Raw genomic sequence first — 20,856 nt, forward strand, 5'->3', positions numbered from 1 at the left:
ATGCAGGATTCCGTACAGGATGGAGCCCAGAATCGATCTGTTGAAAAACACCGGATGCCAGCTGCTTCTGATCATTCCGGCGGTACTCGCCGGCGGTTGCAGCACGAAGATCGGTCCGGATTACCAGACTCCCGAAACCCGGGTTTCCCCCGACTGGCTCGAAAGCGAGGACAGGCGTGTCTCCAGGAAGGAGGGCGATTTCCGTGAGTGGTGGCGGGTGTTCAAGGATCCGGTCCTGAACAAGCTGGTGGAAACCGCCTATTCACAGAACCTTCCGCTACAGATCGCCGCCGTCCGCATCCTGGGTTCGCGCGCGGAGCTGGGCATCGCGACCGGCAATCTGTTCCCGCAGAGCCAGGCGTTCCAAGGCCAAACCGAAGATTTCGGCATGCCTCTTCTGCGGAATCTGGGATTGGGCGACAGCCTCTGGTATACCCGCATCGGCGTCATGTCGAACTGGGAAATCGACATCTGGGGCAAGTACCGCCGGGCCATCGAATCGGCCGACGCGCAGTTGATGGCATCCGTCGCCGAGTACGACGACATCCTCGTCACCCTCACCGCCGACGTGGCCAACACCTATGTGCAGATCCGGACCCTGGAAAAGCGCCTGGATATCGCCCGCCATAACGTCGAGACCCAGAGCGAGAGCCTGCGCATCGCCGACGCCAAATTCCACGGCGGCACCAGCACCCAGCGCGACGTGGAACAGGCCAGGACCGTGCTCGCCAGCACCCAGGCCACCATTCCGGTACTGGAAGGGCAGCTTCGGCAGGCAAAAAACACGCTTTGCTACTTGCTCGGCATGACGCCGGAGAAGCTGGACGAGCCCCTGGGCGGCGCAGCGCAGTTCGGTCAAATTCCGGCGCCGCCGGTCCAGGTCGCCGTCGGCATTCCCGCCGACCTGCTGCGCCGCCGCCCGGACGTGCGCCGTGCGGAACGGAGTGCCGCGGCGCAATCGGCCCGCATCGGCATCGCCAAGGCGTCGCTCTATCCGGCCTTCTCGATCAGCGGCAGCTTTGGCTTCCTTGCCACCAACTCCCAGGGCCACAGCCTGAGCGATATCTTCAACTGGGGCCAGCACTACTACGCCTTCGGGCCCTCGGTGCAGTGGAACCTGTTCAATTATGGCCAGCTCACCAACCAGGTCCGCGCCCAGGATGCCCGCTTCCAGGAGCTGGCCCTGAGTTATCAGAACACCGTGCTGAAGGCGCAGCAGGAGGCCGAGAGCGCCTTGATCGGTTTCCTCAAGGCCCAGAATTCCGCACAGTTCCTGGCCGAGAGCACCGCCGCCGCCCAGCGCTCGCTGGATCTGGCAACCTTGCAGTATCGCGAAGGCATCACCGATTTCACCACGGTACTCACGGCGGAGCAGGACTTGCTGAAACAGCAGGACAATTTCGCCCAGACCCTCGGCAACATCGCCACCAACCTGGTCGGCGTCTACCGCACTCTGGGCGGCGGCTGGCAGATTCGCGAAGGCAAGGAATTCGTGCCCGAGCCGATCCTGCAAGCGATGGCCGAGCGAACCCACTGGGGCGATCTGCTGAAGCCCGGGGCGGTGCCCAAGACTCCCCCGTCCAGCCTCATCCGGGCGCCGGACTGGTAAGGCCGCAAAGTTTCGCGAAACTCTCGACTCATTGGCGACGAGCCGTGCTCCAGCCGATTCTGCCAACACCACCGGAAACGACTTCAGGGAGACCCTTCCAGTGATTCGCACGACTCTCCACCGCCTGGGACGCATGCAGCGCACCCTTGCCGGCATCCTTACTTCCATGCTGTTCCTGGGCATCGGCGGCTGCGATCGACCCAACACTTACGTCCCGCCGCCACCGCCGCCCGTCATCATCAGCCAGCCGGTCGTAGGCCCGGTCACGCCCTATCTCGAACTCACCGGAAACACCCAGGCGATCAAGACCGTGGAACTCCGCGCCCGGGTCGAAGGTTATCTGGAAAAAATCCTGTTCCGCGAGGGCGAAATCGTCAAGGAGGGACAACTGCTGTTTCTCATCCAGCAGAACACCTACCAGGCCAAATTGAAGGAGGCCAAGGCCCAGGTGCTCGCCGACAAGGCCCGCCTGATGCATGCAGAAACCGAGTTCGCCCGTTTCTCGGGATTGCTCAAGCAGAATGCCGCCGCCCAGACCGACGTCGACCGCTGGCACTACGAACGGGATTCGGCGCAGGCCGCAGTCATGGCCTCGGAAGCCAACGTGGAACTGGCCCAACTCAATCTGAGCTACACCGAGGTCAGAGCGCCGTTCACCGGCCGCGCCGGGCGACGCCTGAAGGATCCGGGCAACCTGGTCGGTGCCGGCGAGAAAACCGTACTCGCCGAAATAAACCAGATCGACCCGATCTACGCCTATTTCACGATCAGCGAGCATGATCTGCTGCGGGTCCGGGGCCAGCATCAGGACGAGGCGACCAATCCCCACACACCGGACGTGCCCGTGTTCCTGGGTCTGGTCAACGAGGACGGCTATCCGCACCAGGGCAAACTCGATTTCGCCGGCATCCGGCTGGACCCCACCACAGGCACCTTGCTGCTGCGCGCCATTTTCCCGAACACGGACTATTCCATTCTTCCCGGCCTGTTCGCCCGGCTCAAGGTGCCGGTCGACGCGGCGCAGTCCGCCCTGCTCATCCCGGTGGAAGCCATCGGCTACGACCAGCTCGGCCCCTACGTGCTCGTCGTCGACGACAAGAACCTGGTCGAGCGGCGCAGCATCACCACCGGCCCCCCTGCCGGGCGCATGATGTCGGTCAGCGACGGTTTGAAGAGCAGCGACTGGATCGTGGTCGATGGCCTGCTGCGCGCCATTCCCGGCAAGGAAGTGACCCCCGTCCGGCAGCCGCTGGCGGCTGAACCGGCCGGCGATTCCGCGGGAGCGCCCGCCCGATGATCTCCAAGTTCTTCATCGAACGGCCGATCTTCGCCAACGTCATCGCGATCGTCACGATCATTCTGGGCGCCGTCAGCCTCATCAATTTGCCGGTCGCCCAGTATCCCGACATCGTGCCCCCCACCATCCAGGTAACCACCCGCTATCCCGGGGCCAGCGCCGAGATCATCGCCAATACGGTCGGCATCCCGATCGAACAGGCGGTCAACGGCGTGGAAAACTCGCTGTATCTGTCCTCGACCAGCGGCAGCGACGGCTCCTATACCTTGACCGTGACTTTCCGGGTCGGCAGCGATCTCAACACCGGCCTGGCCCTGGTGCAGAACATGGTCAACGGGGCCTTGGCCCAGCTGCCGGATGCGGTGCAGAAACAGGGCGTCACCGTCAAGAAAGTGTCGACCGACATGCTGCAGGTCATCAGCCTGTATTCGGACGACGACCGCTTCGACGAAACCTATCTTTCCAATTACGCCGTCATCAACCTGCAGTATCCGTTGGCCCGCATCCATGGCGTCGGGCAGATCAAGGTCGTCGGCGCCGGCTCCTACAGCATGCGGGTATGGCTGAATCCGGAGAGGCTGCGCTACTACGGCCTCACCGCCAAGGATGTGGCCGACGCGATACAGCAGCAGAACGTCGAGGTCGTGGCGGGCCAACTCGGCGGCCCCCCGGTGCCCGAGGACCAACCCTACCAGTTCACCATCAACGCCCTGGGCCGTTTGTCCGATGTCTCGGAATTCGAGAACATCATCATCAAGACGAGCCGGGGAAAACCGCAGCAGTCGGTCACGAACGAAGATGCAGCCCGGATCGTGCGCGTGAAGGACCTCGCCCGAGTCGAACTGAGCCAACAGACGTACACCAACTACGCCGAGGTCAACGGCCACAAATCGACCCAGATCGTGGTCTACACCCTGCCCGGCGCCAACGCCATCGACGTCGGCGAAAGAATCAAACAGTCGATGGAGGAAATGAGCCAGGACTTCCCCCAAGGGCTCAAATACGCGATCTTCTACGACACCACCAAATTCATCGACCAGTCGATCCACGCGGTCTACGAGACCCTGTTCGAAGCCGGCGTGCTGGTGCTGATCGTCATCATGGTGTTCCTGCAGAACTGGCGGGCGACCCTGGTGCCGGCCACGACCGTCCCGGTGACCATCATCGGCGCCTTCGCCGCGATGGCGATGCTCGGCTTCTCGGTCAACCTGATGACATTGTTCGCCTTGATCCTGGCGATCGGCATCGTCGTGGACGACGCCATCATGATCGTCGAGAACGCCTGGCACTACATCGAGAAGGGACTGACGCCGAAGGAGGCGTCGATCAAGGCCATGAGCGAGATGACCGGCCCGGTCATCGGCATCACCCTGGTGCTGACTGCGGTATTCCTGCCTTCGGCCTTCCTGCCCGGCATTACCGGCCAGATGTTCCGGCAATTCGCCCTTGTGATCGCCTCTACCGCGATCATCAGCGCCATCAACGCCTTGACCCTCAAACCGGCTCAGTGCGCCCTCTACCTCAAGGCACGGCCGGCCGATCACCGTCCGAACGCATTCTACCGCGGCTTCAACGAAGTCTATGCCGCAATCGAGGCAGCCTATACCCGAGTGGTCCGCTGGATGGTGAAAAGGGCCGGAACGATGGCCGCGGTTTTCTTCGCCTTCATCGCCATGGGCGGCTGGCTGTTCAGCATCCACCCGACAGGCTTCCTGCCCAGCGAGGATCAGGGCTACGCCATAATCATGACGCGCCTGCCGGACGGCGCCGCCCAGCCCAGACTCCGGGAAGCCAGCCGCAAGCTCGACGAAGTCCTGAAAAAAACGCCCGGCGTGCATGCCTGGGTCGTGATCGGGGGGTTGTCGATCCTCGATACCGCCAATCTCTCGAACGCTTCCACCACCTTCGTCATTTATGACGACTGGGACAAGCGCGGCGAAGCGCTCGATCAGCGCCATATTCTCGGCAGCCTGAAAAAGCGGCTCGACGCCATTCCGGAAGCCCAGTTCGCCATCATGATTCCGCCGCCCATCCGCGGCCTCGGCCAGGCCGGCGGCTTCCAGATGATGGTCGAAGACAGGCGCAGCCTCGGCCTGCCCGAATTGCAGAAGGGCGTGCAGGAACTGACCCGCGCCGGGTCCACGCAATCCGGTCTCGGCTTCGTGGGTTCGACCTTCAGCAACCGCAGCCCTCAGCTTTACCTCGACATCGACCGCACCAAGGCGCAGTCGCAGGAAGTTCCGCTGAGCAACGTATTCGCCACCCTGCAAGCGTATCTCGGATCCGCTTACGTCAATCTGTTCAATAAATTCAATCAGTCGTTCCAGGTTTACGTGCAGGCCGACGCACCCTACCGACTGCGGCCGGAGGACATCCAGAATCTCTACGTGAAGAACGTCCGGGAGGAAATGGTCCCGCTGGGCTCCCTCCTGACCGTGAAGCACATGCTGGGTTCCGAACTGGTCACCCGTTACAACCTCTATCCGGCAGCACCGGTGTTCGGCTCCGCAGCGCCGGGGTCCAGTTCCGGTGAAGCGATCCAGCTGATGGAACGGATCGCCAAGAACACCTTACCGCAAGGCATGAGCTTCGAATGGACCGCCACCGCATTCCAGGAAAAGCAGCTCGGCAACCAGGCGTATTACATCTATCTTCTGTCCATCGTTCTGGTTTTCCTGGTGCTGGCCGCTCAATACGAAAGCTGGGCCAGCCCCGCCGCGGTGATCCTGGTCGTACCCATGGCTCTGGTGGGCGTCATCGTCGCCCTCATCATCCGCCACTTCGACAACAACCTGTACACCCAGGTCGGACTGGTACTGATGATCGCGCTGGCCAGCAAGAACGCCATCCTGGTGGTGGAATTCGCCCGGGAACTGCGCGCCGAAGGCATGGCCATCGCCGACGCCGCGGTGGAAGCCACCCGGCGCCGGTTCCGGCCCATCATCATGACCTCGTTCGCTTTCATCCTGGGTGTCGTCCCGCTGATGAAGGCCGGCGGCGCCGGCGCGGCCAGCCAGCAGGCGATCGGCACCGTGGTGTTCGGCGGCATGCTGGCCTCGACCATCCTGGCCATCCCCTTCGTACCGGTGTTCTACGTCATCACCCAGCGCTGGAGCGAGCGGAACAAGGGAGGAAAACCGGAATCTCCGGCGACCGGCTGAGGCGGCCCGTAGGAGTGTCACGGCCTCACCGGTCCCGTGGGAGCTCGACGGAAGCAGGCTTTGGTCGACTCCCATGATTACGATTGACAACCCGGCTCCGCTTGACGAAAGTGTAGCCAGCTTTGTGGTACATCCTCCGCCTCGACGGGTGATGCTTACGCTGACATCGGGAGACATGCGCACATGAGTTCCGCTGGCGTTCCACATACCGATCTTTGGCCGCTCCTGCTCTATTTCGAGCTGGTGCTGGTCGTCGTGGGCACGATGCTCGCGCTGCCCCCCTTCCTGGGGGAACGCCGCACCCGCCGCACCCCGGCGACGGAACAGCCGTACGAATCCGGCATCGTCGCGGTGGGCAGCTCCCAGCTCCGTTTTTCCGTCCGCTTCTATCTCATCGCGATCTTCTTCGTCATCTTCGACCTGGAAGCCGTCTTCATCTTCGCCTGGGCCATCGCGTTCCGCGAAAGCGGCTGGCCCGGCTACATCGAAATCCTGATCTTCATCGGCGTCCTGGTCGCCACACTGGTCTATCTGTGGCGCATCGGCGCGCTCGACTGGCGCACACCCCGCCAACGCGGCATCGAAGCCACGATCCACCAGTAGGAGCCCCTCATGCGCTGGAGCCTGAAACGAGCAGACCAAAGCCCGATGCCTCAGCCGGGCCGGCAAACCTACGAAGAAGTGCTGCGGCGCAACATCCTGTTCGCCCGCCTGGACGACCTGGTGCGCTGGGGCCGCAAGAATTCGATCTGGCCGTTCAATTTCGGCCTTTCCTGCTGCTACGTGGAAATGGCGACGGCCTTCACCAGCCGCTTCGACATCGCCCGTTTCGGTTCCGAAGTGATCCGCGCCAGTCCCCGCCAGGCCGACCTGATGGTGATCTCCGGTACGGTGTTCCGCAAGATGGCGCCTGTGGTCAAGCACCTCTACGACCAGCTGCTCGAACCCAAGTGGATCATTTCCATGGGCTCCTGCGCCAACTCCGGCGGCATGTACGACATCTACAGCGTGGTCCAGGGCGTGGACAAATTCTTACCCGTCGACGTCTACGTGCCGGGCTGCCCGCCACGGCCGGAAGCCTTGCTGGAGGGACTGATGATGTTGCAGGAATCGGTGGGAAAAGAGGCGCGGCCCCTGAGCTGGGTGATCGGACCGCAAGGCATTCAAAAGGCCCCCGCGCCGAGCCGGCGTGATCTCAAGCAGGCCGAACGCAACCGGGCGACCGAACTGCACGACCCGTTCAGCCTGGACTAAGCGGGAGGAAATCCAGACATGGCAGCCCCGACGACGGAACATGCCGAAACCATCGTCCCGGCCCTGTGCCGGCGCTTCGGCGGCGAGACCTTCGTCCAGCAGACCACCGCTGACGGCATTCCCACCCTGTGGCTGCCCGCCCGAATCCTCGTGGAGACGATCCGCTACCTCCGTTCGGAAATCGACCGCCCCTATGCCCTGCTGTTCGACCTGACCGCCGTCGATGAGCGGGTCCGGAAGCACCGTGACGGCATGCCGGCAAGCGCCTACACGGTCGTCTATCACCTCGTCTCGCTGGAGCGCAACGCCGATGTCCGGCTGAAAATCGCCTTGCCGGAGACCGATCCGGCGCTCCCCAGCATCGTTGCCGTCTGCCCCGCCGCCAACTGGTACGAGCGCGAAGTCTGGGACATGTTCGGCATCCGTTTCGACGGGCATCCCAACCTGCGCCGCCTCATCATGCCGCCGACCTGGAAGGGCCATCCCTTGCGCAAGGATCATCCGGCCCGGGCCACCGAGATGGAACCGTTCAGCCTGCCGGACGATGTGCAACAGCAGGAGCAGGAAGCCCTGCGCTTCGTGCCCGAGGAATGGGGCATGCAGCGCCAGAGCGAGGACACCGACTTCCTGTTCCTGAACCTGGGCCCCAATCACCCCAGCGTGCACGGTGTGTTCCGCGTCGCCCTCCAGCTCGACGGCGAGGAGATCGTCGATGCCGTGCCCGACATCGGTTATCACCACCGGGGCGCGGAAAAGATGGGGGAACGCCAGTCCTGGCACAGCTACATCCCCTACACCGACCGGATCGATTACCTGGGCGGTTCGATGAACAACCTGCCTTACGTCATGGCGGTGGAGAAGCTGGCCGGAATCGAGGTGCCGGAGCGCGCCCGGGTCATCCGCGTCATGATTTCCGAGTTCTACCGGATCGCCAGCCACCTGCTGTTCTACGGGACGTTCGCCCAGGACGTGGGCCAGATGTCGCCGATTTTCTACATGTTCATCGACCGCGAGAGGGTGTTCGAGATCATCGAATCGTTTACCGGCGCCCGGATGCACTCCAGCTTCTTCCGCATCGGCGGGGTGGCCATGGACCTCCCCGAGGGCTGGGACAGACTGATCCGTGAATTCATCGCCTATTTTCCCAGGCGTCTGGCCGAATACGACAAGGCGGTGATGGCCAACAAGCTGATCCAGCGCCGCACCCGCGGGATCGGCGCCTACACAACGACCGAGGCCATCGACTGGAGCGTGACCGGCGCGGGACTGCGGGCCACGGGGCTGCCCTGGGACTACCGCAAGGCACGGCCCTATTCGGGTTACGAGAACTTCGAATTCGACGTTCCTACCGGCACGAACGGCGACTGCTACGACCGTTGCGCGGTGCGGGTGGAAGAGATGCGGCAGAGCCTCCGGATCATCGAGCAGTGTGTGGAGCACATGCCTTCCGGCCCTTACAAAGCCGAGCACCCGCTCACCACCCCACCGCCCAAGGAACGCACGATGCACGACATCGAGACTCTGATCCAGCATTTCCTCAGCGTCTCCTGGGGCCCGGTGATCCCGCCGGGCGAGGTCTGCATGACGATCGAGGCGACCAAGGGCCTGAACGGCTATTACCTGACCTCGGACGGCGGCACCATGTCCTACCGTACCCGCATCCGCACCCCCTCGTTCCCGCATCTGCAAATGATCCCGCTGATGAGCCGGGGCATGATGGTCGCCGACCTGATCGCCATCCTCGCCAGCATCGATTTCGTGATGGCCGATGTGGACCGCTGAAGGAACCGGAACATGACCCTCACATCCGACGAAATCCAAGCCATCCTCCGGGAAGCCAGGCATTTCCCTCACCCTTCGGCGGCCGCGATCGAAGCGTTGAACATCGTGCAGCGCAGTCACGGCTGGATTTCCGATGAGCTGCTGCAGGAGATCGCCGAACTGCTGGGAATGTCGCCGGCGGAGCTGGACAGCATCGCCACCTTCTACAACCTGATCTACCGCCGGCCGGTCGGCAGACGCGTCATCCACTACTGCAACAGCGTGAGCTGCTGGATGCTGGGCGCCGAAGACAACCGCCGCCATCTGAGCGAAAAACTCGGCATCGCTGTGGGGGAAACCACGGGGAACGGCGAATACACCCTGCTGCCCATCGTCTGCCTGGGAGCCTGCGACAAGGCTCCGGTACTCATGATCGGCGACGAGACCCATTTCAACGTCGATCCCGCCAGACTGGACGACATTCTCGGTGAAACCGGAGCGCCCTGATGGACAAGCCGCTCACCCGCAACATCAAATCCGACGGCTCGACCGTGACTCTGGCCGAGTATCTCGCCAGCGGCGGCTACGAAGGATTGAAAAAAACCCTCGCCGAATTCGCCCCTCTCGACGTACAACAACGGGTCAAAGACTCCGGACTGCGCGGCCGCGGCGGCGCCGGCTTCCCGACCGGCCTGAAATGGAGCTTCGTGCCGATGGGCGAGGACGCACCCCGGACCAAATACCTGGTGGTCAACGGCGACGAGATGGAACCCGGTGCGTTCAAGGACCGGCTGTTACTGGAGGGCGATCCGCACCAGCTGATCGAAGGCGTGGTCATCGCAGCTTACGCCATCCAGGCCAATATCGCCTACGTCTTCCTCCGCGGCGAATACCGGCTGGCGGCGGCGCGACTGCGGCAGGCGATCGCCGAAGCCGAAGCGCAGGGGCTGCTCGGCGAAGGCATCCTCGGCTCGGGATTCAGCCTGGACCTGCGCCTGCACACCAGCGCCGGGCGCTACATCTGCGGCGAGGAAACCGCCCTGCTCAACTCGCTGGAAGGCAAGCGCGCCAACCCCCGCGCCAAGCCGCCGTTTCCGCAAGTCTCCGGCCTGTTCGGCAAGCCCACCATCGTCAACAACGTCGAGACCCTCTGCAACCTGCCGCACATCCTCCGCAACGGGGTGGAGTGGTACAAAGGACTCAGCCGGACCGGCGAACCGGGCACCAAGATCTACGGCGTCAGCGGCCGGGTCAGGTCCCCCGGCGCCTGGGAGCTGCCCATGGGCACGACGGCGCGCGAGATCATCGAGGAGCACGCCGGCGGCATGCGCGACGGCTACCGTTTGAAGGGCTACCTGCCGGGAGGGGCCTCTACCGACTTCCTGCTGCCCGAACACCTGGATATTCCCATGGACTACGGCTCCATCGGCAAGGCCGGCAGCCGGCTCGGTACCGGCACGATGATCTTGCTGGATGATAAGACCTGCCCGGTGCAGATGGTGCTCAACCTGGAACGGTTCTTCGCTCAGGAATCCTGCGGCTGGTGCACCCCTTGCCGGGATGGCCTGCCCTGGACCGTCAGCCTGCTCGAAGGGCTGATCGAAGGGCGCGGCCGGCCGGAGGACCTCGCGACTCTGGAGCGCTTGTGCGGCCTGCTCGGCCCGGGCAACACCTTCTGCGCCCTCGCACCCGGTGCAATGGAACCGCTGCAGAGCGCCCTCAAGTACTTCCGCGCCGATTTCGAGCGCTATCTCCAGCCGCAAACCACCCGCGGAGGCATGTATGCCTGACAAAATCGTCGGGAACGATTTTGGACCGCCGAAGGCGGGTCCGAAGGACGGACTCCAGGGAGGGAGTCCGCACAAAATCGTCGGGAACGATTTTGGACCGCCGAAGGCGGGTCTGCACATCGAGATCGACGGCAAGAACCATCCCGTCAAGGCAGGGGAAAACCTGCTGCAGGCGATCCTCTCGCTGGGCCTGGATCTACCCTATTTTTGCTGGCACCCGGCCATGGGTTCGGTCGGCGCCTGCCGCCAGTGCGGCGTGATCCAGTTCAAAGATGCGAACGACGCCCAAGGCCGGGTGGTGATGGCCTGCATGACGCCGGTCGCGGAGGGTATGCGGATTTCTCTCCAAGGCCCCGATGCCAAAGCCTTCCGCGCCGGCATCCTGGAACTGCTGATGACCAACCATCCGCACGACTGCCCGGTGTGCGAGGAAGGCGGCGAATGCCATCTGCAGGACATGACCGTGATGACCGGCCATACCATCCGCCAGTACCGCGGCCTCAAGCGCACCCACCGCAACCAGGACTTGGGTCCCTTCATCAACCACGAGATGAACCGCTGCATCGCCTGCTACCGCTGCGTCCGCTATTACCAGGACTATTGCGGCGGCGACGATCTGCAGGTGTTCGCCTCGCACAACCACGTCTATTTCGGCCGCCATGAGGACGGAGCGCTGGAGAACGAGTTCAGTGGCAACCTCGTCGAGGTCTGCCCGACCGGGGTATTCACCGACAAAACCTTCAGCCGGCATTACAGCCGCAAATGGGATCTGCAGACCGCGCCTTCGATCTGCGTCCACTGCGGCATTGGCTGCAACACCAGCCCCGGTGAGCGTTACGGCAGCCTGCGGCGGATCGTCAACCGCTACCATGGCGAGATCAACGGCTATTTCCTCTGCGACCGGGGGCGATTCGGCTACGGCTTCGTCAACGGCCCGGCCCGCCTGTATCAGGCCCGCTCCGCCGAAACCGGTCCGCTGGACGTGTCGACCGCCGAAAACCGCTTGCGCGCCATGCTGGAGGATGCCAAGGGAATCGTCGGCATCGGATCACCCCGTGCCAGCCTCGAGGCCAATTTCGCCTTGCGGGAACGGGTCGGCGCGGAGCGTTTCCATGCCGGCATCGGCGACGCCGAACACGGTTGCCTGCGCACCCTGCTCGACCTCGTCCGGAACCTCCCCCTCCACCTCGTGTCGCTGCGCGAGGCCGAACGGGCGGATGCCGTGCTCATCCTCGGCGAAGACCCGACCCAGACCGCGCCGCGGCTGGCGCTGGCGCTGCGCCAGGCGGTGCGCAACCGCGCCCTGGCCATCGCCGACGAACTGGGTATCCCGCACTGGCAGGATGCCGCCGTGCGTGAAGCGGCCCAGGCCGAAAAGAGCCCGCTGTTCATCGCCAGTCCGGCGCCGACCCGGCTGGACGACATCGCCGCGCGAACCTGCCGCGCATCCCCCCGGACCATCGCCCGGCTGGGCTTCGCCGTCGCGCATGGCATCTGCCCCGAAGCGCCGGCCGTCACGGGTCTGACACCCGAGCACGAAGCCCTGGCCGCGGAAATCGCCCAGGCTCTGACCTCGGCCGAACGCCCCCTGATCGTGGCCGGTACCGGCTGCCTGAGCGAAGACGTGCTGCGGGCGGTGGGCCAGATCGCCGCTGCGCTGGCGGCGGCACGGCCGGGACGGGCCACTGCGGTGCATTTCGCCGTGCCGGAATGCAACAGCCTGGGGCTGGCGCTGATGGAAGCGCAATCTCTGGCACACGCCGCCCACACCATCGAATCGGGCGAGGCCGACACCTTGCTGATCCTGGAGAACGATCTCTACCGGCGGGCGGACCGAACCACGGTCGATGCGCTGCTGACACGTGCCAGACAGGTGATCGTGATCGACCATACCCTGCACGCCACGGCGGAGCGCGCCCACCTCGTCCTGCCGGCCGCCAGCTTCGCCGAGACCGAAGGGACGCTGGTCAGCAGTGAAGGCCGCGCCCAGCGCTTCTTCGCGGCGATGCAGCCGGCCGGCGACAGCCGCGATGGCTGGCGCTGGCTCGGGCCGTGGCCCCGCCTCGACGATCTGACCCGAGCGCTGGCCGACTCGCTGCCGGTGTTCCAGCAAATCACCGCTTGTGCGCCGGGAGCGGCCTTCCGCATCGCGGGCCAGAAGATCCCGCGCCAGCCGCACCGCTACAGCGGACGCACCGCGATGCTGGCCGACATCCGCATCCACGAACCGAAACAGCCGGAGGATACCGATTCGGCCCTGGCCTTCTCCATGGAGGGAGCGGCAAACGACCATCCGCCGGCCCTGAATCCCTTCGTCTGGGCGCCGGGCTGGAACTCGAACCAAGCGGTCGGCAAGTTCCAGGACGAAGCCGGCGGGCATCTCTCCGGCGGCGATCCCGGCATCCGCCTGATCGGTGATGGCGCCGGAACCGGCCTACCGTGGTCCGTGCCGCCGGAAACCGAAGCGTCCATTGCGGACGCGCTGCGGCTGGTACCGCTGCACCACATCTTCGGCAGCGACGAGACCAGCATGCACTCGTCCGCAGTGGCGGAACGGGCCCCGCATCCCTATGTGGCCCTCAACCCCGAGGACGCGGCCCGACTCGGTCTCGCCGAAGGCGAAGAAGTCGAACTCGCCCCGGACGTCTGGCTGCCGGTGAAATGCCTGCCCGGTCTCGCGGCAGGGATCGCCGGCGTGCCGGCCGGCCTGCCCGACCTGCCCGTCCCGGTAACCGCCTGGCAGTCGTGGAAACCGAACAAACCTGGAGATGAGACATCATGACCGTCGGATCACCCGCTGTCGTCATCGGCATCCTGCTCTCGACCGTGATCGTCGCGGCCTGGCTGATCTGGGTGGAGCGCCGCATGATCGGAATCTGGCAGGACCGGCTCGGCCCCAACCGGGTCGGCCCGCTGGGACTGGGACAGGTCGTGGCGGACATGGTCAAGATCTTCTTCAAGGAGGACTGGATTCCGCCTTTCGCCGACAAGCCGGTGTTCGTCATCGCGCCGGCCATCGTCATGGTGACCATGCTGCTCGGCTTCGTCGTGGTACCGTTCGCGCCGGGCGTGGGCGTCATCGACTTCAATTTCGGCCTGCTGTATTTCTTCGCGCTGTCTTCGCTGGCGGTCTACAGCCAAGTGCTGGCGGGCTATGCCTCGAACAACAAATATTCGCTGTTGGGGAGCCTGCGCGCCGCCGCCCAGAGCATCAGCTACGAGGTCTTCATGGGGCTGGCCGCCATGGGCGTGGTGATGCTGGCTGGCAGCTTCAACCTACGGGAGATCGTCGAAGCGCAGAAAGACGGCTGGTACGTACTGCCGCAGTTTGCCGGCTTTCTCGCCTTCCTCGTGGCGGCCGTAGCGGAATGCCATCGCGCGCCCTTCGACCTGCCGGAAGCCGAACAGGAAATCACCGGCGGTTTCCACACCGAATATTCCGGCATGAAATTCGGCATGTTCTTCGTCGGCGAATACCTGGGGATCACCTTGAACTCGGCCATCCTGGTGACGCTGTTCTTCGGCGGCTGGCTGGGACCGGCCTTCCTGCCGCCTTTGGCCTGGTTCATCCTCAAGACCCTGGTCTTCATCCTTTTCTTCATCCTGCTGCGGGCGGCGCTGGCCCGGCCGCGCTATGACCAGTTCATGAGTTTCGGCTGGAAGGTGATGCTGCCGCTGACCCTGGCCAATATCGTCGTCACCGGGGCCGTCGGCTTGTCGGTGCCATGAGGGAGGAAGCAGGATGATCAGCCAGTTGCGCACCCTGTGGATCGTACTCAAGCACACCTTCTCCCGCGCCGACACGGTCCAGTACCCCGAACAGCGGCCCAAGCTCTATCCGCGCTACCGCGGCCGCATCGTCCTCACCCGCGACCCCGACGGCGAGGAGCGCTGCGTCGCCTGCAACCTCTGCGCGGCGGTGTGTCCGGTGGACTGCATCGCGTTGCAGAAGACCGAGGACGTTGACGGGCGCTGGTATCCGGAATTCTTCCGTATCAACTTTTCCCGCTGCATCCTCTGCGGCCTGTGCGAAGAAGCCTGCCCGACCTACGCGATCCAGCTCACCCCCGATTTCGAGCTGTGCGAGTACGACCGCCGCAACCTGGTATATGAAAAGGAACATCTTTTGATCCAGGGCACCGGCAAATATCCCGGCTACAGTTTCTACCGGGTGGCAGGCAAGGCCATCGCCGGCAAAGACAAAGGCCAGGCGGAAAACGAAGCGCCTCCGATCGACGTCCACAGCCTTCTGCCCTGACGCCAACCCCACAGGCATCGACATGGAACTGATCCTCTTCTACCTCTCCGCCCTGGTCGCCGTCGCCGCCACCTTCATGGTGGTGATCCAGTGCAACACCGTGCACGCCCTGCTCTATCTCATCGTCTCCCTGCTGGCCTCAGGCTTCATCTTTTACCTGCTGGGGGCGTTTTTCGCGGCAGTGCTGGAAGTCATCATCTACGCCGGGGCCATCATAGTGCTGTTCGTGTTCGTGGTGATGATGCTCAATCTCGGCAGCAAAACGATCGAGCAGGAAAGACAATGGCTGTGTCCCGGCATCTGGTACGGTCCTGCCGCACTCTGTGCCATCCTCTTCGCCGAGCTGTTGTTCATCCTGATGCGTTCCGGCGCCCATGAGGCGGGCCGGATCGTCGACTCCAAGGCGCTCGGTATCGCCCTGTTCGGCCCCTATCTGCTGGCCGTCGAAACCGCCTCCATGCTGCTGTTGGCGGGGCTGGTCGGCGCCTATCACCTCGGTCGTCCCCTCAAGTCTTAGGAGCTGAAGCGATGGCGCCGATTCCTTTCGAACATGCGCTGGTGCTGGCCTCGGTCCTGTTCGTGCTGGGCCTGGTCGCCCTGCTGATCCGGCGCAACCTGATCGTGATGCTGATGTCGGTGGAGATCATGCTGAACGCCGCGGGCTTGGCCTTCATCGCGGCAGGGTCACGCTGGGGCCAGCCCGATGGCCAGGTCATGTTCCTGTTGATCCTGACCCTGGCCGCCGCAGAGGTCGGCGTAGGGCTGGGGCTGGGGCTGCAGGTCTATCGGCGCCACAAGACGCTGGACGTGGATCGCCTGAGCGAAATGCAAGGCTAGGAGTCGTCATGCTGAAACTGTTGTGTCTGGTCCCCTTCCTTCCTCTGACGGGCTTCCTGATCCTCACCTGCAGCGAAGGCCGGCTGCCCAGGGCTTACGTCCCCTGGATCGGCGCCGGGTCGGTCGGACTCTCGGCGGCCCTGGCGACGTCTCTGGCTTTCGAGCTCATGACCCTGGAGCCGGACACCCGGGTGTTCCGGCAGACGCTCTGGCACTGGATGGCAGCGGGCGATTTCGGCGTCGATTTTGCTTTCTACCTCGACGCACTGTCACTCAACATGCTTTTGGTGGTCACCGGGATCGGCTTTCTGATCCACGTCTATTCCGCCGGCTACATGGCGGACGACCCCGGCATGGCCCGCTTCTTCGCCTACATGAACCTGTTCGTGTTCGCCATGCTGATCCTGGTGCTGGCGGACAACCTGCCGCTGCTCTACCTCGGCTGGGAAGGCGTCGGACTGTGCAGTTATCTTCTGATCGGCTTCTGGTACGAGAAGCCGGAAAACGGCTATGCGGCGCGCAAGGCCTTCGTCGTCACCCGCGTCGGGGACACCGCCATGGCGCTGGGGCTGTTCCTGCTGTTCAGCCAGCTCGGCACGCTGGACATCCAGGAAGCGATGAGCCGGGCTGGCGCTCAGTGGCCGGCAGGCTCGACCCTCGCTACCGCAGCGGCCCTGCTGCTGCTCGGCGGCGCCGTCGGCAAGTCGGCCCAGTTGCCGCTCCAGGTCTGGCTGCCCGACGCCATGGCGGGCCCCACCCCGATCAGCGCCCTGATCCATGCCGCCACCATGGTCACGGCCGGTGTCTACCTCATCGCCCGCACCCATGCGCTGTTCACCCTGGCGCCCGAAGTGCAGACCCTGGTCGCGGTCATCGGCGCCATCACCCTGCTGATATCCGGTTTTAGCGCCCTGACCCAGACCGACATCAAGCGCGTTCTGGCCTATTCGACCATCAGCCAGATCGGCTACATGTTCCTGGCTCTGGGCGTGGGCGCCTGGTCGGCGGCGATCTTCCACCTGACCACCCATGCCTTCTTCAAGGCACTGCTGTTCCTCGGCGCGGGCGCCGTCATCCTGTCACTGCACCACGAACAGGACATCTTCAGGATGGGAGGCCTGCGGCGCAGCCTGCCGTTGGTATTTTGGACCTTCCTCGCCGGCCTGGCCGCCCTGGTCGGCCTGCCCTTCACTTCCGGGTATTACAGCAAACACGAAATCCTGCTCACCGCTTACGGAGCCGGCAGCGCCGGCTCCTGGCTGTGGGCCGCCGGCACGGCGGGCGCGGTCCTCACTGGCCTCTACAGCACCCGGCTGCTGCTGATCGCCTTTTTCGGCCCGGAACGGACACCGGCGCATCGGCATTATGGCTCGAACATCGCAGCGCCGCTGGTCGTGCTCGCCATACTTTCCCTGGCCGGAGGGCTGGCGAAACTGCCCCTGTTCCCGGCGCTGCCCGAAACCGGAACGGACCAGGCCGGCGACTCCCCCGGCCTCTTGACCACGGCGGCGCCCTTCCTCGGCGTCGCGATCGGCTACCTCGTCTACCGCACCGGCACCGCTTCCGCCGAAGCACTGCTGAAGCTCCCCGGAAGCGAGGCGTTGCGCCGTCTGTGGTTCAGCGGCTGGGGCATGGACTGGCTGTATGACCGTCTGTTCGTTCTGCCTTTCGTCGTCCTCGCCCGGCTGAACGAGGCCGATGCCGTCGACCAGCCTTACCGGGGCATCGTCGCGCTCACCCGCCTGGGCCATCGCCTGCTGGTGCCCACCCAGACCGGCCAGCTCAGGCGCTACGCCGCCGGCATGCTGTTCGGCGCCGTGCTGATCCTGGCCGTGGGGGTATGGGCATGATCCTGCTCTGGCTGATCCTGGTTCCACTGATCGGTGGGCTGCTGTCGCTCCCGGCCGGACGCCGGCGGGACAATGCCCCGCGCTGGCTGGCACTGGCCGCCTTGGCCGGGGAGACCGCATTGCTGCTGGCCGTGTTCGCCGACACCGTGCCCGAATCCACCTGGCTGGCGCAGATCGACTGGGCCTGGATTCCGCGCTTTGGCATCCGTATTCATCTGGCGCTGGACGGGCTCAGTCTGCTGCTCATCGCCCTGACAGTGTTCCTCGGCTTCGTCGCGGTGCTCTGTTCCTGGACCGAGATCCGCGAACGGTCGGGCTTCTTCCATTTCAACCTGCTGTGGACGCTGGCCGGCGTCATCGGGGTGTTCCTCGCCCTGGACCTGTTCCTGTTCTTCTTCTTCTGGGAAGTCATGCTGATCCCGATGTATCTCTTGATCGGCATCTGGGGACACGAGAACCGGGCGTATGCGGCCATGAAGTTCTTCATCTTCACCCAGGTCAGCGGACTCCTGATGCTGATCGCGATCCTCGCCCTGGTGTTCCTGCACTACCAGACGACACGGACGCTCAGCTTCGATTATTTCGAGCTGCTCGAGGCCGATCTCTATCCCGGCGCGGCCCGCTGGATCATGCTCGGCTTCTTCGTCGCCTTCACGGTCAAACTGCCAGCGGTTCCCTTCCACACCTGGCTGCCGGACGCCCATACCCAGGCGCCGACCGGCGGCAGCGTGCTCCTCGCCGGGGTGTTGCTGAAGACCGGAGCCTACGGCCTGCTACGCTTCGTGATTCCGCTGTTTCCCGGTGCGGCGCAGGATTTCGCGCCTTTCGCCATGATCCTGGGAGCGGTCAGCATCCTCTATGCCGCCAAGATCGCCTTCGCCCAGACCGACCTCAAGCGTCTCATCGCCTATACCAGCGTCAGCCACATGGGCTTCATGCTGCTCGGCGCTTTCGCCGGCAACACGCAAGCGCTGCAAGGCGCGGTGATGACCATGCTGGCCCATGGCGTCAGTGCGGCGGCGCTGTTCATGGTCGCCGGCGCCCTGCAGGAGCGGCTGCACACCCGCGACATGGACGCGATGGGCGGGTTGTGGACGCTGACGCCCCGCATCGGCGCGATCACCCTGTTCTTCTCGGTCGCCGCGCTGGGCATGCCGGGGCTGGGCAACTTCGTCGGCGAATTCCTGGTGCTGCTGGGGAGCTTCCGCGTCGATACCGTCCTCACCGCGTTCGCCGCGCTCGGCCTGATCCTGGCACCGGTGTATGCGCTGTACGTGATGCAGCGGGCGTTCCACGGACCGGCCTCCCGCCATGAAGTCCGCGATTTCGGCCTGCGCGAAATGGGCGTGATGCTGTGCCTGGCCGCCGCGACCGCCTGGATGGGGCTCCATCCCCAATCGATGCTGGCCTACACCGACGCCACGGTGAACGGACTGACCCGGACCCTGGCCCAGCGAGGAACCTGACGTGACCGCCGACGCTCTCACCGCCCTGCTCCCCTTCATCGTGCTGTCGGCGGCCGCCGTTGCCGTGATGCTGGCCATCGCGATCCGGCGGAGCTTCCGCCTCGTTTTCTGGCTGACGTTCGGCGGGCTGCTGGCGGGCCTGTCCACCCTACCCCACGCTTCGTCCGTCGCGCCGCTCCAGGTCACGGACTTGCTGCGGGTCGACGCCTATGGCCTGTTCTTCCATGCCCTTTTCCTGCTCGCCGCGCTCGTCGTCGCCCTCCTGTGCCTGGCGTATTTCCGCCGGCGCGAGAACGAGAACGAAGAAATCTTCGTGCTGCTCCTCACCTCGACCCTGGGGGCCCTGCTGCTGGTATCCAGCGCCCATCTCGCCATGTTCTTCCTCGGCCTGGAGGTGCTGACGATCTCCCTGTTCCCGATGATCGCCTATAGCGTCCGGGCCTCCCGCCCGCTGGAAGCGGGCATCAAATACCTGATGCTGTCGGGACTCGCCTCCTCTTTCCTCATGTTCGGCATGGCACTGGTCTACGGCGACCTGGGCGTACTCTCGTTCGGACAGATCGGCGCGCATGGCGCGGAACTGGGGCAAAAACCGCTCGCTCTCGCCGGCCTGTTCCTGATCCTGGCCGCGATCGGCTTCAAACTGTCGCTGGTGCCGTTCCACCTGTGGACGCCGGACGTCTATCAGGGCGCGCCCGCCCCGGTCACCGCCTTCCTGGCAACCGTGTCGAAGGCGTCCGTGTTCGCCCTGCTGCTCAGGTTCTTCACCGCCGTCCACGCCGAGCGATCGGAAACCTTTCTCTGCGTGCTCGGCCTCCTGGCCGTCGTTTCCATCCTGGCCGGCAATCTCCTGGCGCTGCTGCAGGTCAGTCTGAAACGCCTGCTCGCCTATTCCTCTATCGCCCACATGGGTTACCTACTGACGGGGTTCGTCGCGGCGGGACTGCTGCGGCGGGACCTGCAGACGGAAACGATCGCCTTCTACCTCGCCGCCTACACGGTCACCAGTCTGGCCGCCTTCGGCGCCATCTCGGCCTTGTCCGACGACGACCGCGAATCCGACCGGCTCAGCGACTACGCCGGCCTGTTCTGGCGCTCGCCCTGGCTTGCCGCGGTGCTGACACTCTCCCTGCTGTCGCTGGCGGGAATCCCGCTCACAGTCGGCTTCGTCGGCAAGTTCTACGTCTTCGCCGTCGGCGTGCAGGCGGAGACCTGGCCGCTGGTGGCGACCGTCGTCATCGGCAGCGGTATCGGCATCTACTATTACCTCCGTGTCGTGCTGACCATGATCCAGCCGGCCGGTGTCGGTCAGCGGGTCACGCTGCATCCGGCGGCGGGAGCCGCTTTGGCCGCTGCGGCACTGGTCATTCTCGCGGCCGGATTGTTTCCGCAGCCTTTGATCGATGCCGCCGCCAACGTGCCACAACCGCCCCCCACCGCCGACAGCCCGTAACGGCTCACCGCGACGGGCGGAGTCCCATAAGACGGTTCCGCGCCACCTGCTACCTGCTCATCGCACCGCTCTTCCCGGAAGGAAAGCGCCGGCAAGCTTGCTTGCCGGCGAACAGCGCTC

16 protein-coding genes are annotated in these 20,856 nt (G+C 64.5%); all 16 read left to right on the forward strand.

From position 1 onward, the window contains the following. Positions 1-19: 19 nt before the first annotated feature. The 16 genes from ACSHWJ_RS02070 to ACSHWJ_RS02145 all read left to right on the forward strand — a co-directional run bounded on the left by ACSHWJ_RS02070 (position 20) and on the right by ACSHWJ_RS02145 (position 20,736). Positions 20-1,609 carry an efflux transporter outer membrane subunit gene (locus ACSHWJ_RS02070; RefSeq protein ID WP_432539213.1) on the forward strand — a complete coding sequence of 530 codons (1,590 nt, stop codon included), beginning with the start codon at positions 20-22 and terminating at the stop codon, positions 1,607-1,609. A 100-nt stretch (positions 1,610-1,709) separates the two neighbouring features. Further along, positions 1,710-2,906, forward strand: coding sequence for an efflux RND transporter periplasmic adaptor subunit (locus ACSHWJ_RS02075; protein WP_249385382.1), 1,197 nt, complete (start codon positions 1,710-1,712; stop codon positions 2,904-2,906). Beyond that, positions 2,903-6,067, forward strand: a complete 3,165-nt coding sequence (locus ACSHWJ_RS02080) for an efflux RND transporter permease subunit (protein WP_218797665.1) — start codon at positions 2,903-2,905, stop codon at positions 6,065-6,067. Before ACSHWJ_RS02075 ends, ACSHWJ_RS02080 begins: the two co-directional genes overlap by 4 nt. 183 nt (positions 6,068-6,250) lie before the next feature. Beyond that, entirely contained in the window at positions 6,251-6,670 is a 420-nt protein-coding gene (gene ndhC, locus ACSHWJ_RS02085; protein WP_017365918.1) for an NADH-quinone oxidoreductase subunit A, read from the forward strand. A gap of 9 nt (positions 6,671-6,679) precedes the next feature. Continuing rightward, positions 6,680-7,321, forward strand: a complete 642-nt coding sequence (locus ACSHWJ_RS02090) for a NuoB/complex I 20 kDa subunit family protein (protein ID WP_017365917.1) — start codon at positions 6,680-6,682, stop codon at positions 7,319-7,321. Between the two features lie 18 nt (positions 7,322-7,339). Further along, on the forward strand, positions 7,340-9,103 hold the full coding sequence (nuoC, locus tag ACSHWJ_RS02095; RefSeq protein WP_218797664.1) for an NADH-quinone oxidoreductase subunit C/D: 1,764 nt from the start codon (positions 7,340-7,342) through the stop codon (positions 9,101-9,103). Positions 9,104-9,115: 12 nt separating this feature from the next. After that, positions 9,116-9,589, forward strand: coding sequence for an NADH-quinone oxidoreductase subunit NuoE (nuoE, locus tag ACSHWJ_RS02100; RefSeq protein WP_218797663.1), 474 nt, complete (start codon positions 9,116-9,118; stop codon positions 9,587-9,589). Continuing rightward, positions 9,589-10,872 (forward strand): NADH-quinone oxidoreductase subunit NuoF, encoded by a 1,284-nt coding sequence (gene nuoF / locus ACSHWJ_RS02105; RefSeq protein WP_017365914.1) that lies wholly within the window; start codon positions 9,589-9,591, stop codon positions 10,870-10,872. The genes nuoE and nuoF overlap by 1 nt, the downstream gene beginning before the upstream one ends. Next, positions 10,865-13,654: an NADH-quinone oxidoreductase subunit NuoG gene (gene nuoG, locus ACSHWJ_RS02110; RefSeq protein ID WP_218797662.1), complete on the forward strand. Its 2,790-nt coding sequence runs from the start codon at positions 10,865-10,867 to the stop codon at positions 13,652-13,654. The genes nuoF and nuoG overlap by 8 nt, the downstream gene beginning before the upstream one ends. Next, positions 13,651-14,601, forward strand: a complete 951-nt coding sequence (gene nuoH, locus ACSHWJ_RS02115) for an NADH-quinone oxidoreductase subunit NuoH (protein WP_017365912.1) — start codon at positions 13,651-13,653, stop codon at positions 14,599-14,601. The genes nuoG and nuoH overlap by 4 nt, the downstream gene beginning before the upstream one ends. 13 nt (positions 14,602-14,614) lie before the next feature. Then, on the forward strand, positions 14,615-15,130 hold the full coding sequence (gene nuoI, locus ACSHWJ_RS02120) for an NADH-quinone oxidoreductase subunit NuoI (RefSeq protein WP_010960632.1): 516 nt from the start codon (positions 14,615-14,617) through the stop codon (positions 15,128-15,130). A 22-nt stretch (positions 15,131-15,152) separates the two neighbouring features. Further along, positions 15,153-15,647: an NADH-quinone oxidoreductase subunit J gene (gene nuoJ, locus ACSHWJ_RS02125; protein WP_432539214.1), complete on the forward strand. Its 495-nt coding sequence runs from the start codon at positions 15,153-15,155 to the stop codon at positions 15,645-15,647. Positions 15,648-15,658: 11 nt separating this feature from the next. After that, a complete protein-coding gene (gene nuoK / locus ACSHWJ_RS02130; protein ID WP_010960630.1) occupies positions 15,659-15,967 on the forward strand; it encodes an NADH-quinone oxidoreductase subunit NuoK in 309 nt (102 codons plus the stop codon). Positions 15,968-15,975: 8 nt separating this feature from the next. Further along, positions 15,976-17,817, forward strand: a complete 1,842-nt coding sequence (nuoL, locus tag ACSHWJ_RS02135; protein ID WP_432539215.1) for an NADH-quinone oxidoreductase subunit L — start codon at positions 15,976-15,978, stop codon at positions 17,815-17,817. Then, complete coding sequence (gene nuoM / locus ACSHWJ_RS02140) at positions 17,814-19,283, forward strand: NADH-quinone oxidoreductase subunit M (RefSeq protein WP_432539216.1); 1,470 nt, start codon at positions 17,814-17,816, stop codon at positions 19,281-19,283. The genes nuoL and nuoM overlap by 4 nt, the downstream gene beginning before the upstream one ends. A gap of 1 nt (position 19,284) precedes the next feature. Further along, positions 19,285-20,736: an NADH-quinone oxidoreductase subunit N gene (locus ACSHWJ_RS02145; protein WP_432539217.1), complete on the forward strand. Its 1,452-nt coding sequence runs from the start codon at positions 19,285-19,287 to the stop codon at positions 20,734-20,736. The last annotated feature ends 120 nt before the right edge of the window (positions 20,737-20,856 follow it).

Source organism: Methylococcus sp. S1M (genome assembly GCF_051295855.1).
Lineage (GTDB): Bacteria > Pseudomonadota > Gammaproteobacteria > Methylococcales > Methylococcaceae > Methylococcus > Methylococcus capsulatus.

Bases quoted from the DNA above. Each gene is read 5' to 3' on its own strand.
- ACSHWJ_RS02070 (WP_432539213.1), top strand. From the start codon at position 20: ATGGAGCCCAGAATCGATCTGTTGAAAAACACCGGATGCCAGCTGCTT.
- ACSHWJ_RS02080 (WP_218797665.1), top strand. From the start codon at position 2,903: ATGATCTCCAAGTTCTTCATCGAACGGCCGATCTTCGCCAACGTCATC.
- ndhC (WP_017365918.1), top strand. From the start codon at position 6,251: ATGAGTTCCGCTGGCGTTCCACATACCGATCTTTGGCCGCTCCTGCTC.
- ACSHWJ_RS02090 (WP_017365917.1), top strand. From the start codon at position 6,680: ATGCGCTGGAGCCTGAAACGAGCAGACCAAAGCCCGATGCCTCAGCCG.
- nuoC (WP_218797664.1), top strand. From the start codon at position 7,340: ATGGCAGCCCCGACGACGGAACATGCCGAAACCATCGTCCCGGCCCTG.
- nuoE (WP_218797663.1), top strand. From the start codon at position 9,116: ATGACCCTCACATCCGACGAAATCCAAGCCATCCTCCGGGAAGCCAGG.
- nuoF (WP_017365914.1), top strand. From the start codon at position 9,589: ATGGACAAGCCGCTCACCCGCAACATCAAATCCGACGGCTCGACCGTG.
- nuoG (WP_218797662.1), top strand. From the start codon at position 10,865: ATGCCTGACAAAATCGTCGGGAACGATTTTGGACCGCCGAAGGCGGGT.
- nuoH (WP_017365912.1), top strand. From the start codon at position 13,651: ATGACCGTCGGATCACCCGCTGTCGTCATCGGCATCCTGCTCTCGACC.
- nuoI (WP_010960632.1), top strand. From the start codon at position 14,615: ATGATCAGCCAGTTGCGCACCCTGTGGATCGTACTCAAGCACACCTTC.
- nuoJ (WP_432539214.1), top strand. From the start codon at position 15,153: ATGGAACTGATCCTCTTCTACCTCTCCGCCCTGGTCGCCGTCGCCGCC.
- nuoK (WP_010960630.1), top strand. From the start codon at position 15,659: ATGGCGCCGATTCCTTTCGAACATGCGCTGGTGCTGGCCTCGGTCCTG.
- nuoL (WP_432539215.1), top strand. From the start codon at position 15,976: ATGCTGAAACTGTTGTGTCTGGTCCCCTTCCTTCCTCTGACGGGCTTC.
- nuoM (WP_432539216.1), top strand. From the start codon at position 17,814: ATGATCCTGCTCTGGCTGATCCTGGTTCCACTGATCGGTGGGCTGCTG.